Annotated in this window: 14 protein-coding genes; 12 read left to right on the plus strand and 2 right to left on the minus strand. The window is 39.9% G+C overall.

The window, feature by feature from the left end:
- Positions 1-160: 160 nt before the first annotated feature.
- Entirely contained in the window at positions 161-475 is a 315-nt protein-coding gene (locus BN202_RS05080) for a hypothetical protein (protein ID WP_156792108.1), read from the plus strand.
- A gap of 101 nt (positions 476-576) precedes the next feature.
- Here BN202_RS05080 and BN202_RS05085 read toward each other — a convergent pair whose 3' ends face one another.
- Entirely contained in the window at positions 577-1,506 is a 930-nt protein-coding gene (locus tag BN202_RS05085; protein ID WP_019219495.1) for a YopJ/AvrA family T3SS effector serine/threonine acetyltransferase, read from the minus strand.
- A gap of 1,153 nt (positions 1,507-2,659) precedes the next feature.
- Here BN202_RS05085 and BN202_RS10445 point away from each other — a divergent pair.
- A complete protein-coding gene (locus BN202_RS10445) occupies positions 2,660-2,794 on the plus strand; it encodes a hypothetical protein (protein ID WP_019219499.1) in 135 nt (44 codons plus the stop codon).
- A gap of 154 nt (positions 2,795-2,948) precedes the next feature.
- On the opposite strand, the gene BN202_RS05095 is transcribed toward BN202_RS10445, so the two are convergent.
- The gene (locus BN202_RS05095; protein ID WP_019219500.1) at positions 2,949-3,494 is read right to left on the minus strand and encodes a hypothetical protein; all 546 of its coding nucleotides are present in this window, start codon (positions 3,492-3,494) and stop codon (positions 2,949-2,951) included.
- Positions 3,495-4,707: 1,213 nt separating this feature from the next.
- Here BN202_RS05095 and BN202_RS05100 point away from each other — a divergent pair.
- From BN202_RS05100 to BN202_RS05155, 10 genes are all read left to right on the plus strand, one after another.
- Positions 4,708-5,148 (plus strand): hypothetical protein, encoded by a 441-nt coding sequence (locus BN202_RS05100; RefSeq protein WP_019219503.1) that lies wholly within the window; start codon positions 4,708-4,710, stop codon positions 5,146-5,148.
- A 10-nt stretch (positions 5,149-5,158) separates the two neighbouring features.
- Complete coding sequence (locus BN202_RS09940) at positions 5,159-5,317, plus strand: hypothetical protein (RefSeq protein ID WP_019219504.1); 159 nt, start codon at positions 5,159-5,161, stop codon at positions 5,315-5,317.
- 1,801 nt (positions 5,318-7,118) lie between these two features.
- Entirely contained in the window at positions 7,119-7,625 is a 507-nt protein-coding gene (locus tag BN202_RS05105) for a hypothetical protein (protein WP_019219512.1), read from the plus strand.
- Positions 7,626-7,638: 13 nt separating this feature from the next.
- Positions 7,639-8,196, plus strand: coding sequence for a hypothetical protein (locus BN202_RS05110; RefSeq protein ID WP_034987497.1), 558 nt, complete (start codon positions 7,639-7,641; stop codon positions 8,194-8,196).
- A gap of 82 nt (positions 8,197-8,278) precedes the next feature.
- A complete protein-coding gene (locus BN202_RS05115) occupies positions 8,279-8,752 on the plus strand; it encodes a hypothetical protein (RefSeq protein WP_019219514.1) in 474 nt (157 codons plus the stop codon).
- A gap of 843 nt (positions 8,753-9,595) precedes the next feature.
- Positions 9,596-9,724, plus strand: coding sequence for a hypothetical protein (locus BN202_RS10450; RefSeq protein WP_280109566.1), 129 nt, complete (start codon positions 9,596-9,598; stop codon positions 9,722-9,724).
- A 344-nt stretch (positions 9,725-10,068) separates the two neighbouring features.
- Complete coding sequence (locus BN202_RS05135; protein ID WP_019219518.1) at positions 10,069-10,590, plus strand: hypothetical protein; 522 nt, start codon at positions 10,069-10,071, stop codon at positions 10,588-10,590.
- A gap of 13 nt (positions 10,591-10,603) precedes the next feature.
- Positions 10,604-11,164, plus strand: coding sequence for a hypothetical protein (locus BN202_RS05140; RefSeq protein WP_019219519.1), 561 nt, complete (start codon positions 10,604-10,606; stop codon positions 11,162-11,164).
- Positions 11,165-11,210: 46 nt separating this feature from the next.
- A complete protein-coding gene (locus BN202_RS05145) occupies positions 11,211-11,768 on the plus strand; it encodes a hypothetical protein (protein ID WP_051013502.1) in 558 nt (185 codons plus the stop codon).
- 192 nt (positions 11,769-11,960) lie between these two features.
- Positions 11,961-12,260, plus strand: coding sequence for a hypothetical protein (locus BN202_RS05155; RefSeq protein WP_019219522.1), 300 nt, complete (start codon positions 11,961-11,963; stop codon positions 12,258-12,260).
- Positions 12,261-12,496: the final 236 nt, after the last annotated feature.

Genomic DNA, 12,496 nt, shown 5'->3' on the forward strand with positions numbered 1-12,496 from the left:
CACAAGGTGAGGCCGAGTGACATCTTAAAGGCGATTTTTTCCCGATTGCAAAAAACAAGCGAGAAGTGAAACTTTGATTCAACTATGTGGGTTAGTGGGGGGGTGTGGGCTGCCCTGTGGCGGTGGGTGGTTTGGTGGCAGGGGGTTGTGAGGTTGCCCTGTGGCGGTGGGTTTGTTGGTGGGGGTTGTGGGTTGCCCTGTGGCGGTGGTTTGGTGGCAGGGGGTTGTGAGGTTGCCCTGTGGGGCGGTGGTTTTGTTTGTTGGTGGGGGTTGTGGGCTGCCTGTGGCGGTGGGTTTGTTGGTGGGGGTTGTGGGTTGTCCTGTGGCGGTGGGTTTGTTGGCAGGGGTTATGGGCTGCCCTGTGGCGGTGGGTGGTTTGTTGGTGGGGGTTATGGGCTGCCCTGTGGTGGTGGGTTTGTTGGTGGGGGTTGTGGGGGCTGCTTGCACGGTTTGTGGCTTACAAATCAAAGCCTAAACGAATTTGCCAATATGAATACCGATTGACGCTTCTCTATAAACTTACACTGCATTTGTTATCCATATTGGCAAAATTGGTAAAAATATGAGAAAATAACCCTATAATGTAAGGACGGATTTATATTCAGTAACCCTTTTGCGATGTTGGGAAACAGAGACAGTTTTTCCTTCTTTTGTCACTGAGTTTTTCTCAAATCTCTCCATGAGCGTTTCGCCTTTTTTGTTTACCTTTTGATGTTCAGCCTCTGGATGTGATTTGATATATTCTGCAAGACGTCTTCTCCCTTGTGTGTGTTTGTAAAAATTCGCTGGGAGATACGGGTCCAATTTTTCAGCAGATAAAGGCACGTTTTTTTCACATAAAACACCCTTAATATTATCTTCATGTATTCTTTTCAGTTGACCCGATTCGGTATGGAGCTTTTTGGCAAGCGCTAAACTAAACATTCCGCATTCAGAGGCGCTGCGTTGAATATCCATTTCTACCAAGGAAAAATGACAATTGGGCAATTTATGAGATTCAACAGCTAGTTGCGTTCTTAATCCCAACATTGCTGGTTTCAGATTATTGAATGTTGCAGGTTCAAAAAATACCAAGGATGTCTGCTTGTCAATGGTTTGATGGTCAATGACGGCAAAGTGAATGCCCCTATCTTTAATGTTAATTATAAATCTGGAAGATTGAACGCCATTCTCAATGTCTTCTTTTACGAGTCGGCAAAAATCTTGAGGTGTCGTTGCAAATTTAAGATTCATGTCTGGATATTTTTGATTTGCTTTCTCTATGAGAGCAGGCATCAGTTCAAGATCTGTTTTTGCATAACCAGTTGTGGCCCAGCGCCCATCAGCAATATCTTTCTCTAAGCGGTCAATAATCTCTTTCAATTCTTCATTGCTGAAGGGAAGTGTTTTTTCTTTTCCATCCCTGAGTTGTCCTCCAGTTGTAGAGGCGTTTTCTAATGATGCACTTGCACTTTTTTGCGTTGTTGATGAACTAGGGGCAGTGCTTTCTAAATTTTGCGGCTTCATAATATTAAATTCCCAATGTTGATAGAAGTCCCCAATATTGTTTTCTAGAATTGTGTCTAAATAATGTTTTGCCTTAATGTTTTGTTGAGCTTGTAAGCGAGAGCAATGAAAACAGCTTTGAAATCCTAGTAGCTTTTGTAAAAAGGCTTGCTATATGTGGATTCCTGAGTTCTGAGAGGTTAAAAATTGTAGCGCTTTTTATATAAAATTGATAAAAATGTGAAAGCTGCCTGTATGTGCAACTGCATCTGAAGGAAAGGTTTTGCTATTCTTTGGGTTTAATGAGATTGTTGTGCTAGCATCAAGAGAAACAAACTTTTTATGATGACAAAAAACTTCACTGTGCTGATATGAAAATTGCTTTTTTAAGCGCCTTTGTGGCCTTTCCCCATTGGTAGGACCTTTTCCTTATGTTCCTCGCCTCTATTCTCTTGTACCTTTTGCTTCTTTCGGCATTGTAAAAATTGATTTTCTTTCTCCTTGAGAGAACAAAAAATCTTCACTTTTGCTCACTTAAGCTGTTGCATCTCAGTTCGTTTGCTCTTGTGACTATAGATATGATGATACCCTTTGTGAATTCAATTATGGATACAATGGGTAAGTCTTTTCATCATATTCTGTTTAAGCTTGTCCTTATCTTATGGGGGCAATCTTATAGGGGGAGCGCAGAGGAATGGAGCTATTGGGATTGATGATAATGGATGCTTTGAGAAATGCGCTCTTTTTTCTTTGTAAGTGAAATTGCTGTCCTAAAAATCCCTTGTTTGTTCATCATTGTTTTATGAAAAAGAAAACAAACCTCAGAGAAAGGCAAAATTATCTTCTCAATGTATCTTTCGCTCTTGTCTGAAAGAATATGCTGAGGCTCAGAAAAATAGATAACAATATTGTGAAAAAACAAATGAAATATAGGCGCAAAAAAACACCCGCCGCACCCACTATTAAAGAGGATTTTTCATATCCTGTCAACAGAAAAAAGCATGATCTTGTATTTTTAGTTGAGACAATCTGCTGCACAAGCAGCAAAATTTTTTGCTTCAATTGAAGCGTTTTTGCATAAAACAAAAAACACTTTTCTTATCTGTTAGGCAAGGAGAGGTATGTTTTTGTTTGGAGTAAATTTTTCGGTTGGCTGTGTTTGAGGCGGTGGGGTATGCTTACAGTTTGGGTAAGGTTGGTGGGCTGGTTGGGGCTCCTTGATGTTGTGGTAGGTAAGGGAGCTTTGTCGGGTTGCTTTGGAGCTCTCCGTAGTCGGGTGGTGCTGGCTGGTGATAGGTTTTCTTCATGATCGTGGAGGTGGTTTTGCACCCTTCCTCTTTAGGGGTGTGCTCCATCTTCAAACGGTTGTTTTATGAATAATAAGCTATCATGCTTATCTATCTAGGAGGAAGAATGCCAATATTTCCTCATCAGTGTTTGCTTCAGCGGCTTATTCTTGATGTTTAAGCTGTAAAATGTTTATGAAGCGCATTCAGAACAATACGTAATGCGCAGATCAGATAGGAGAGCGATTGATCCTCTACAACAAGATATTGTAAGGCGGCATGAAGGTTATGTTGGCGATGTTGTTGTTGTGTTTCTTTGATCACTTCTTGCATGTCTTCATAGTGATCGGTTGTTCTTTGAAGCCATTGCTGTTGTGCTTTTTCATCCGGCGTGTGGGTGAAATCATCATAATAACCATTTGGAAGACCTTTGGCGCATAAATAATCGTTTCTGATTTGTAAGTAACGTTGTGCAGTGTCATATTGCTCTTTGCTGATGCCCAATGCATCCTGTTTATAGCCAAGCAAACAAAGCCGCCCAATATAGGAACTTGCAAGTGGATTTTTGGCTTCGTCTATCGTCAAACCAAAGTGTTTTGCACGCATTTTAATACTGTGTTGAGGAGGAGGTGTACATGGTTTTTGGGCGTGTGAAATGCCACTATCTTGTTCTCTTTTTTTTCCTGCTATTCTCAGTTTACCGCGTTTTTTACGTATTTTCATGAACTCTACCGTTTGAATAAAAAAACTCTCTGTTGTCAGAAAAAAGTGCTCCAAAATGCTCTTGGAATAAATGCTACGGAACATCATAAATGGTGGTTGCTGGTCAAAACAAAACTTGAAAATTGTTTTATTTATCTCAAGAAAGGGCAAGGTTTGTGAGGTGAAAATTATCTTTCATTGTAAATCGTTTACGATCATTTATAGCGATTTTGCTTAGAACAGATTTTTGAACCCGTGCTGGGAGATTGGAAAACCATTTTCAATGGAAACAAAAATCACAATGTTTTCTTTCGGGCAACCGTGGGTTATGGAAACGAAGCTTTAAAGAGAAACATTATGGAAAATGCTCTTGTGTGCTCTGATGAAGCGTTTATTTCGTCTCCTTGTTTCTAGAAGATATTGCAAAAGTTTAAATCTCTGCTCTCTTTAAATCTCTGCTCTAGGAGCTATTGTGCTTTGTGCTGGGCATAGAACCAACATGTCTGATGTACTGCATGTTGTTAAATGTATTTTTATCCTTTTTAGAGGAAATATTGTGAAGTTTTGAACAAAATGTATCCGCAAAAAATAAACTTTATCTCCTCTTATAATATCACAATAGGGCGACTATTTTCAAACAAATATTGATGATAAGCTCTGAATAACAAAAGCAGTGGTAAGACTATCGGGTGGTAATATTTTCTTTTTCTCCGTCTTTTGCTTTTATATTCATCCTTTATAGAGTATAAATAAACTTTTATCTCTTCCATTTTTGCTGTTCTCTCAAAATTGCTCTTAATCATCAGGCTCTTTTAAAATTGTGGAGGGATTCTTTTGTTTTTGTTGCTTGCGGCTTTTTCGTTTTTAATGTTGGAAAGAAGCTGTTTTTACTCAAAACAGATTTGTTTGCAAAGCCATGTGTTACCCATTTGAAACAGTTCAGCTTTTCTTTTGAAAAAAATTAGTGGGGATTGAAAACCTTTTTTAAGACTGTTATTGAGTTCTCACAAAGCATTAAAGTGATTAAATGCCCTCGTATTTAATGAAGCAAGAAGCGAAGAACTGTAGCGTTCTGTGGCTTTTTGGTTTTACAACAGATGTTCTAGAGTGGTGTCTACGCTTTTCTGATGCATGGCTTGCATGGGGGAACAGTGGAGCATATTTTACGCAGATGTTTTAAGGGGGCTCATACAAATGAGAAACGGGCAAAAATGAGAAAATGGGGAATGTTAACATGACAAGTCATCAACCACAAAACGGACCGCACCAAGAGTCTTTCCAAACGCAGGCGAATACAAAGTCTGCTTCACATACAACTTTTGCTAAAGGATCTAAGCTTTTTACTTTCAAAGAAGCCATGATGCTTTCCATGAGAGATTATAAAATCATCTTCTGCATCGCTCTGGTTCTGTTGATCTTAGGGATTCTTCGTATCCACTATCTGCCAGGGTTTTTCTTAGGATTATTGTTCGGCGGAATTTACGGTGGGGGAAGTAGCTTTTTTGAATATATCCTTTTTCTGCCAATTTTTCTCTGGGGAATGTCGGTCATTTTCTTACCTGTCGTTTTGATTTTACATTATACATTGAATCGTAGATTGAAAAACATGCTTGAGAAACTGGAAAGAAAAGCATCTCAACAGCAATACAAACCAAGCACTGCACAAACAAAATAGGGGGAATAAAATGTTTCTTATTACAAAATTATTAGGTATTCTCGCGCTTTTCGGTCTTATCATCCTTGCTGTTTTAAACGGTATGCTTCTTGTTGGAGTTTATTACTTCTTTGTCAAACGGGTAAGATTGTATCTGGACATGAAAAAGGAACTGAACGGGGGACGTTAACAAAGAGAAGAGAAATACGGCTCCGATAAAAATGCTGGAAAAAAAGCAGCAAAATGCAAAATGTCATAAAAATTATTGCTGCTTTTTTATCCCTGTAAAAGACGTCTTGTGTAAAGAATATCGCGTTATGTGAAGAATGTGTTGTGTGAAGAATATATTGTGGCGCTGGAGCAAATGTGGGGCGCAAATATAAAAATTGGTGTTAGCGCGAAGTACAAAGATAAAAAAGCAAGGTGACTTTCTCCTGTAAGAGGCTCCTGTAAGAGGCGATGCAACTTTTTCGTATGAAAAAGCTTTGGTTTTTGCAGAAAATGTTTTTTATCCTTTTTCTTTTCCTCTGGTTATAATGGTTTTGATGGATTGGTATGTTGCTGTGCACATGGTGGTCGGCATTCCAGTTTATTCTTTGCCCCAGTTTATTCTTTGCCAATGAAAGTAAAACACAACTCTGGCCCTATGATTTTTGTCCATTTGTTTTCTGAAGAGCGCCGTGGGGAATAAGAGTTTCTTGACTTCATGAGAATGGTCAAGGTCTTTATGGGAACGGTTGGGGCGAATTCCTTTCTGCGCTTTTGTGTTTCTCTTCTTTTCCGGTGATTTTGCCGCTCTGCATCATTGTGGTGGGCAAGGAGTCATGAGCATTGCATGGCTGAAAAAAGAGGTATGGTCGGCAAAACAAGGAAAAGGTTTGGGTCATCCAAAAAAATAGAGTACAAAACCGATGGTATGGGAATGCCAAGAGGCTGCAGCGTTGCGGGGGTATTTAGGTGCTTTATATTTTGTTCGTTTTGATTTTTTTATTCAGGGCAAGATAGGGCATTTTATTTTTCTTTCAAAAGTATAATTGTGGGGGAGTGATTTTCCTGTTTTGTATTGTGCGAAAAGAATGCAGGGAGAAAAGAGGGCTTAAGAGGAGATACAGCGTTTTTCTAGCCCATGGGGCAAGGACCATTGCTTAGCCATAATGCAAAGTTTTTTTATAAGGATATATAGATTTCTCTTTATAGTGTTTCTCTCGGGGAGATGGCGGTGGTGTTGGGGAGATGACGGTGATGTTGGGGAGATGACGGTGATGTTGGGGTGTGGCTGGTGATGTTGGGGATGCGGCGGTGATGTTGGGGATGCGGCGGTGATGTTGGGGATGCGGCGGTGATGTTGGGGATGCGGCGGTGATGTTGGGGAGATGACGGTGGTGTTGGGGAGATGACGGTGGTGTTGGGGAGATGACGGTGATGTGGGGATGCGGCGGTGATGTTGGGGAGATGACGGTGGTGTTGGGGAGATGACGGTGGTGTTGGGGAGATGACGGTGATGTGGGGATGTGGCTGGTGATGTTGGGGAGATGACGGTGATGTTGGGGAGATGACGGTGATGTGGGGGGGTGCATTCTGTTGGGGCAAGTTGCAAAAACCTTTTCTTCGCAATTGCTAAGTTTTTTATACTCTCAAAAAATCTCAGGATAGCACATCATTAGTATAGAATAATCCTTCTAAAGGGTCTTGAGAGCGCAGTGTATAGGAGGAGGAGCAAAGGAGAGGCATTTTTCCTGGTTTTTGTTGTAGAGGTTTGTGGGGCTTTGATTCATTCTGCTCATTTGCACCTTAGTTTTTTGTTCTGTATTTCCTGTGCAAAGGGACAAAAAAAGCTCTTCACAGAGGAAGAAAAGAGGGTTGAGTTAAGAGTATGATACGCTTATTGCGCTTGCGCAACCCTTCAAAAAGCTTTAAATGGGGCCCTCATATTGATGAATATTGTCAAATAGTTAAAGAATGATGGCAGTTAAGGAGTTGGGGGGATAGCTATGATCATAGAAAAATCACAATATGGGTCTCTCCAGAGTGAGGGCGCTGTTGTCTTGCAGGAAAAATGTGATAAAGCATCACAACTTTCTTCTTTCAAAAAAGCTTTGCTTCTTTCAATGAAAGATTATGCTCTCATCTTTTGCGTCTCTCTCATCGTCGTGATTGTGCTCTATAGCAATTTTATGAAATTCTTTCATGGATTGTCTGAAGAACAGCTGACGGCAATGATTCAGAAAAATTTTCATGGCACGTTTCTAGAAAATCTTAAAAATTTTTTCTTAGGGCAAATGGCATTGGATGAAATATATATAAGAGAATTGTGGGCTACAGCTGGGTGGGAGAGCGTTTGGCATTTTCTCTGTCTAATCCCGCAAATGATTTTTGGAATTCTTCAAATCCTCTTGCCAATCATTTTTGTCTTTCATTTCCTATTGCATGACACCTTAAAAGACATGATCCAGCAAGAGGAAAAGTCACTGGATGCATGTGATCCAAATAAAATATGAGAGGGAGAGAAAAGTGGCTTTTTTAAGCGTTTTGACTGCAATATTGACCATTATCTCCATGATGGCGGTCTATGTCACGATGAGTTTTTTTGCCATTGTAGAAATTGTTATATTTTATTACTCTTTTTTTAAGCGTACAATCGTGCTTTCCAAAACGCGTGAGAAACTGGAAATCTTCGAAGTACGCGAGGTGATTTGTCATGTGAGGGGAGAAGAAGAGCCAGTCTTCGATAAGCAGGCCTCTTTGGCTGCGTTTAAAGAAGCCATGATGCTTTCAAAAAAAGATTATAAAAGAATCTTCAAATTCTCTTTTGTAGTATTTCTTATCCTCGTTATGCCCTTCATCGTTTCATTTTTTGTGATGATGGCAGAGGTGGCAACAAATGGTGTGGTGATACAACAATTGATGAAGAGTGGCGCTTGGTCGTTTACTTTTTTTATGGTCAACGGTGTTTACCTCTATATCATTTTTCTGTTTGTTGCGTTTTCCTTGCCGATCTTTTTTCTGCTCCATGTGAGACTCCATTGGAGAGTGAAAAAGATGGTGAAGATCGTGAACAATTTCACTTAAAACAGGAACGCCATCAGTTTTAGAATGTGAGAGGGGAAAAGTGCTTTTTTTCATAAAATATTGCAGTTTACTAGGGCGTGTTATGCTGGCCGTTCTTTTCTGTATGATCATCGTTGGGCTTCATTACTTTTTTATCAAGCGGGCAAGATTGTATTTTGCTCTGTTCAAGACGCTGAAAAACAATGCAGCGTATCCCTCTCATGAGGGGGAGGCGATCGAACAAAATATCTCTTTTCTTTCTTTTAAGGAGTCTCTGTTGCTTTCGACAAAAGAATGTAAAAGGATCTTTTTCTTCTCTCTCATTCTTGCTCTTTTCTATGCTGCATTTTCTACATTAAACTTGGTCGGCTGGAAAAGTGATGCGCGTGCTTTTATAACGCTGCTGTTTCATTTTATCTCGGTCTGTTTTTTGTTCTTTGCACCAATCATTGGGTTGCTCTGCCTAAAATTGACCAGTAAATTGAAAAAAATGATCCAGCAACTGGAAGAGGAAAGGCTGCAACAAGATAAAGCTCTTTCTCTGCAGGATGTGCGTGGAGGGACAGATGACCAATAGTTCTTTGGCTTTCTTGGCTCTTTCTTTTTTGTCTTCGGCAATGATGGGTTTTTTGGTTATCCTACCGGTTTTGCTCATTTATTACCTGTTTATGAAGCGTGTTAGACTCTTTGGTAAAGTCTATAAACAATACAAAAAAATGCTGAAAAAACGCCATATAGAGTTGGAAAAAATCGCAAAAACTGAAGAGCAAGATGAATTTTCTGTGTGGTAGGGGCGCAATTTTTTCACATAAAAAACTTAGTTTTTGGCCAAAAATGATCAAGAAACTTTTTTCTCATGGTTATAATGGGCTTTGTTTGCGCATCATTTTCTTTTAACCATAGTTTGGGGTGGGAATTTCTTGGTTTTTGAGAGTGGGGTTTTATCAGAGTGTCGGGGGTGAATTCTTGTCTGCTCTCTTTTCCCCCCTGATCCTTTTGTTGTTTGCTATCCTTGTGGTGGGGAAGTTGTAATAAGTATGGGGCAATGAAAGAAAGCGCACCAGACAGAGGAAGAAAGTGAAGCGCCAGACAAAGAAGGAAGCGGTGCGATTGTCAAGCGATGGCAGAGGGGTAGTCGGGGAGGTGAAGCATTGCTTCGCATTTCTTCTCTGGTGTTTGATTTTTTATAAAGAGCAAGTTGGGGGTGTCTTGTTCTCTATTTGTGCATGTGAAGTTTGGAGTATGGGTTTGCCTGTTTTGCTCTATGAAAAAAGTACGAGGGGAACAAACTATGCAATGAGAAAAGAAGAGAGAAAAGAAAAAAAGCTTAAAGAAGAGGAGAGAGCGTTTTTCCAGTCCATGTGGAGCTGTGACCATGGATTCGTTATCGTAGCGGTGGTTTTATTGATATATTTTCTTTATGGCGATTCTTTTTTGGGGTGATTGTGGCGCTCTTTATACTCTTTATAGCAATGCTCTTGGGGGCGCGAATTTTGTGGGCAAGTTGCAAGAGCCATTCCACGAAGGGCAAAATTCTGTGACACTCTAACAAAATATCAGCATCGCAAATTCTTGGTATAGAATAATCTTTCTAAAGGGCATCAAGAGGACTGTGTGCAGAATAGGAGGCAAAAAGGATGGTGCGTTTTTCCTCTTACCTTTGTTGTGCAGGAGTTTGGGTCTTTGAGTGACACTGCCAATTTGCTCTCTGTTTTTTGTTCTGTTTTCTTTTGGGCAAAAAGGTGTAAGAAGAGCTCTTCACAGACGAAAGACAATGAAAAGGATGTAATCAAGAGTATGATAGCGCTTGCGCAATTGTAAAAAAAGCGTTAAAGGGAATTTTTAACAGTGCTTTATGTGCGCTAAAATATTTAAGGAGTGGGGGGAATAACCGTGACTATAGACAAACCACAAGACGGGTCTCTCAAGAGAGGGGAGGCTGTTGCCGCACGGGGTGCGTTTGATAAAGCAGCAAAGCTTTTTTTCTTTAAAAAAGCCATGGCTCTCTCGACAAAAGATTATGTCATCATCTGTTGTTTGGCTGTTCTCTTATTGCTGTTCTTTGTCCTTATTGCATTTATTAATCCTATAAAATATTTTCAGGTGATATCTGAGGGGCAATTTAAAGCGCTTGCGGACAGTCTTCAAAGGTTGACTCAGGCAACTGTTGTACAACAAATTTTTGCAGAAAGTGCTATTATACAAACCCATGTTATAGAATTATGTTATGCTGCTGGTTGGAATGGTTTTTGGGCTTTTCTCTGTTTTATGCCGGTCATCATCTTCGCATGTGCTTTAATGTTTTTTCCGCTCTTCTTTATCTTCAGTGCTGTCTTAAAGCGTGAGTTAAAAGAAATGATCCAGCAATGGGAAAAAGCGCCAAAATTGCAAGATAACAATCATTCAGCAAAATAAAAGAGGGGGGAAAATGACTGCTTTTTTTTTAATATCGGTCATATTGTTAGCAATATTTACAAATGTAATGATTTCTTCAGCATTTCTCATGGTGATCGTTTCTACCAGTATGACGATCTTTGCAATTTATTATTCTTTTTTTAAGCGTGCCGGCTTGTTGTTTTGCACCGTTCGAAAACTCAAAAAGGCTGCTCTACAGAAATTGGGCCGTTATAAAAAACACAACAGAGAACAAAACGCAGGGTTTGGAAAACAGCTGAATGCTGTTGCTTTTAAAGAATCTTTGGCTTTGTCAAGAAGAGAATCCAAAGTCATCCTTTGGATTCTTTTGATCATGTTTTTCCCTTTCGTGTGTTTAGCGATTTTTGGGGCTTTTTACCCAAGATCTGTAATGCTGTTGGCAGATCTGGCAGTGAAGGCTCCTGTTTTGTCTAAAGTTGTCCAGTTTATATTCCAAGGATGGGCTTTTGCTTGGGGAGTTATTGTCGTCTTCTTACCAGTATTTTTGATATTTCACGTCTTCCTTAATTGGGGCGTGAAAAAAACCATAAAAAAATTGGAAAAACTTGCTTGAAGAGAGCATAAAGCAGTCTCTTCACATAATGCGATAGGTGAAAAAAGTGGCTATTTTTACGAGAATTTTCGGGATGCTAGGACTGATTATTATTGTCATTCTCATGCTTATGGTTGTGATCAGGCTGTATTACTTTTTTATCAAGCAGCTAAGGTTGCACTGTAAAGTGTCTCAAGAGTTGCGAAAGAGCATAATACAAGAAAAGAATGCATTGCTGCAATTGTGTGGTGAGAAGAAGGGAGCGCAGAAACAGAATGCAGCGTTTGAGGCAAAAGTGCGTCTGCTTTCTTTCAAAAAATCTATGCTGCTTTGGCCAAAAGAGTTTAAAGTTATCTTTTTCCTCTGTTTCTTCTATATGGTTTTAAAGGCTTTCCTTTCTATAGGAAACTGGGAATGGTGGAAGAATGATGTAAGCGTTTTTATCATAATACTGGAAGAGATCCTATGGTCCTGTGCTCTTTTATTGAGCCCTATTGTTGCGGTGTTCTTTGTTAAGTTGAGTGGCAAATTGAGAAAAACAATCCAACAATTGGAAGAAGCGATTATACAACGCGATAAAGCACGCGATATGCAAAATGCTATAGGGGGGAAAGATGACCATTAGTTTTATAACATTAACAGTTTTCTCTTTGCTGTTGTGGCTTCTCGCGAGCTTGTTCCTTATTGTGCCAATTTTGCTCCTTTATTACATGTTTATCAAACGTGCGAGGCTCTATTGCAAAGCCAAAGGAGAACTGAAAAGAGTGCTGCAAGAGCGCGATAGAGCGCTAGCGCAATACAAAACAAGAGAAGTAAAATGAAACAAGATGCCGAATTTGAGCAAGGAATTGCTTCTGCGTTGAAAAAAGCCTTCCTTTTGTCAAGGCAGGATTATAGAAGAATATTTCATATCTCTGCGCTTATGGTCACTGTTTTGGTCGTCATTGGTTTTGTGTACCAGATTATGTGTGGAAGAGGTTTTATTTCATTTTTTCTCTTAGAGCCGCTTGCATGGGTTTTTGGCATTGCTCTTTTCTTCTTGCCAACTGTTTTGCTGTTTCGTACCATCGTGTCTCGTAAGTTGCAAAAAATCATTCAAGAACTAGAAGAAATCTAGCCAAGAAAAAGCAACAGCACCGGAGCAATGGGGGGAGTGATGGTTTTTGGGGCCTTTCGCTTGGAGGGTTTTCATAGCTTTTGTCTTTATTTTTCCTCAAAGGAGCACATTGTGCTGCTTTATGTTTCTTTGTCTGAGTTGGCCTTTTTCTAAATTTGCTTTGTGTATGTTGCAAAATGCTTTGTTGCTCCACACCGAGGGGGTGGTGGGAAGGCAGTGAAGCCAGTCTCAGCTGC

The organism is Bartonella florencae (genome assembly GCF_000312525.1).
Lineage (GTDB): Bacteria > Pseudomonadota > Alphaproteobacteria > Rhizobiales > Rhizobiaceae > Bartonella > Bartonella florencae.

Coding starts and splice junctions, on each gene's coding strand:
- BN202_RS05115 (WP_019219514.1), top strand. CDS start 8,279: ATGCTGGCCGTTCTTTTCTGTATGATCATCGTTGGGCTTCATTACTTT.
- BN202_RS09940 (WP_019219504.1), top strand. CDS start 5,159: ATGTTTCTTATTACAAAATTATTAGGTATTCTCGCGCTTTTCGGTCTT.
- BN202_RS10450 (WP_280109566.1), top strand. CDS start 9,596: ATGGCGATTCTTTTTTGGGGTGATTGTGGCGCTCTTTATACTCTTTAT.
- BN202_RS05155 (WP_019219522.1), top strand. CDS start 11,961: ATGAAACAAGATGCCGAATTTGAGCAAGGAATTGCTTCTGCGTTGAAA.
- BN202_RS05095 (WP_019219500.1), bottom strand. CDS start 3,494: ATGAAAATACGTAAAAAACGCGGTAAACTGAGAATAGCAGGAAAAAAA.
- BN202_RS10445 (WP_019219499.1), top strand. CDS start 2,660: ATGCTTACAGTTTGGGTAAGGTTGGTGGGCTGGTTGGGGCTCCTTGAT.
- BN202_RS05105 (WP_019219512.1), top strand. CDS start 7,119: ATGATCATAGAAAAATCACAATATGGGTCTCTCCAGAGTGAGGGCGCT.
- BN202_RS05140 (WP_019219519.1), top strand. CDS start 10,604: ATGACTGCTTTTTTTTTAATATCGGTCATATTGTTAGCAATATTTACA.
- BN202_RS05100 (WP_019219503.1), top strand. CDS start 4,708: ATGACAAGTCATCAACCACAAAACGGACCGCACCAAGAGTCTTTCCAA.
- BN202_RS05085 (WP_019219495.1), bottom strand. CDS start 1,506: ATGAAGCCGCAAAATTTAGAAAGCACTGCCCCTAGTTCATCAACAACG.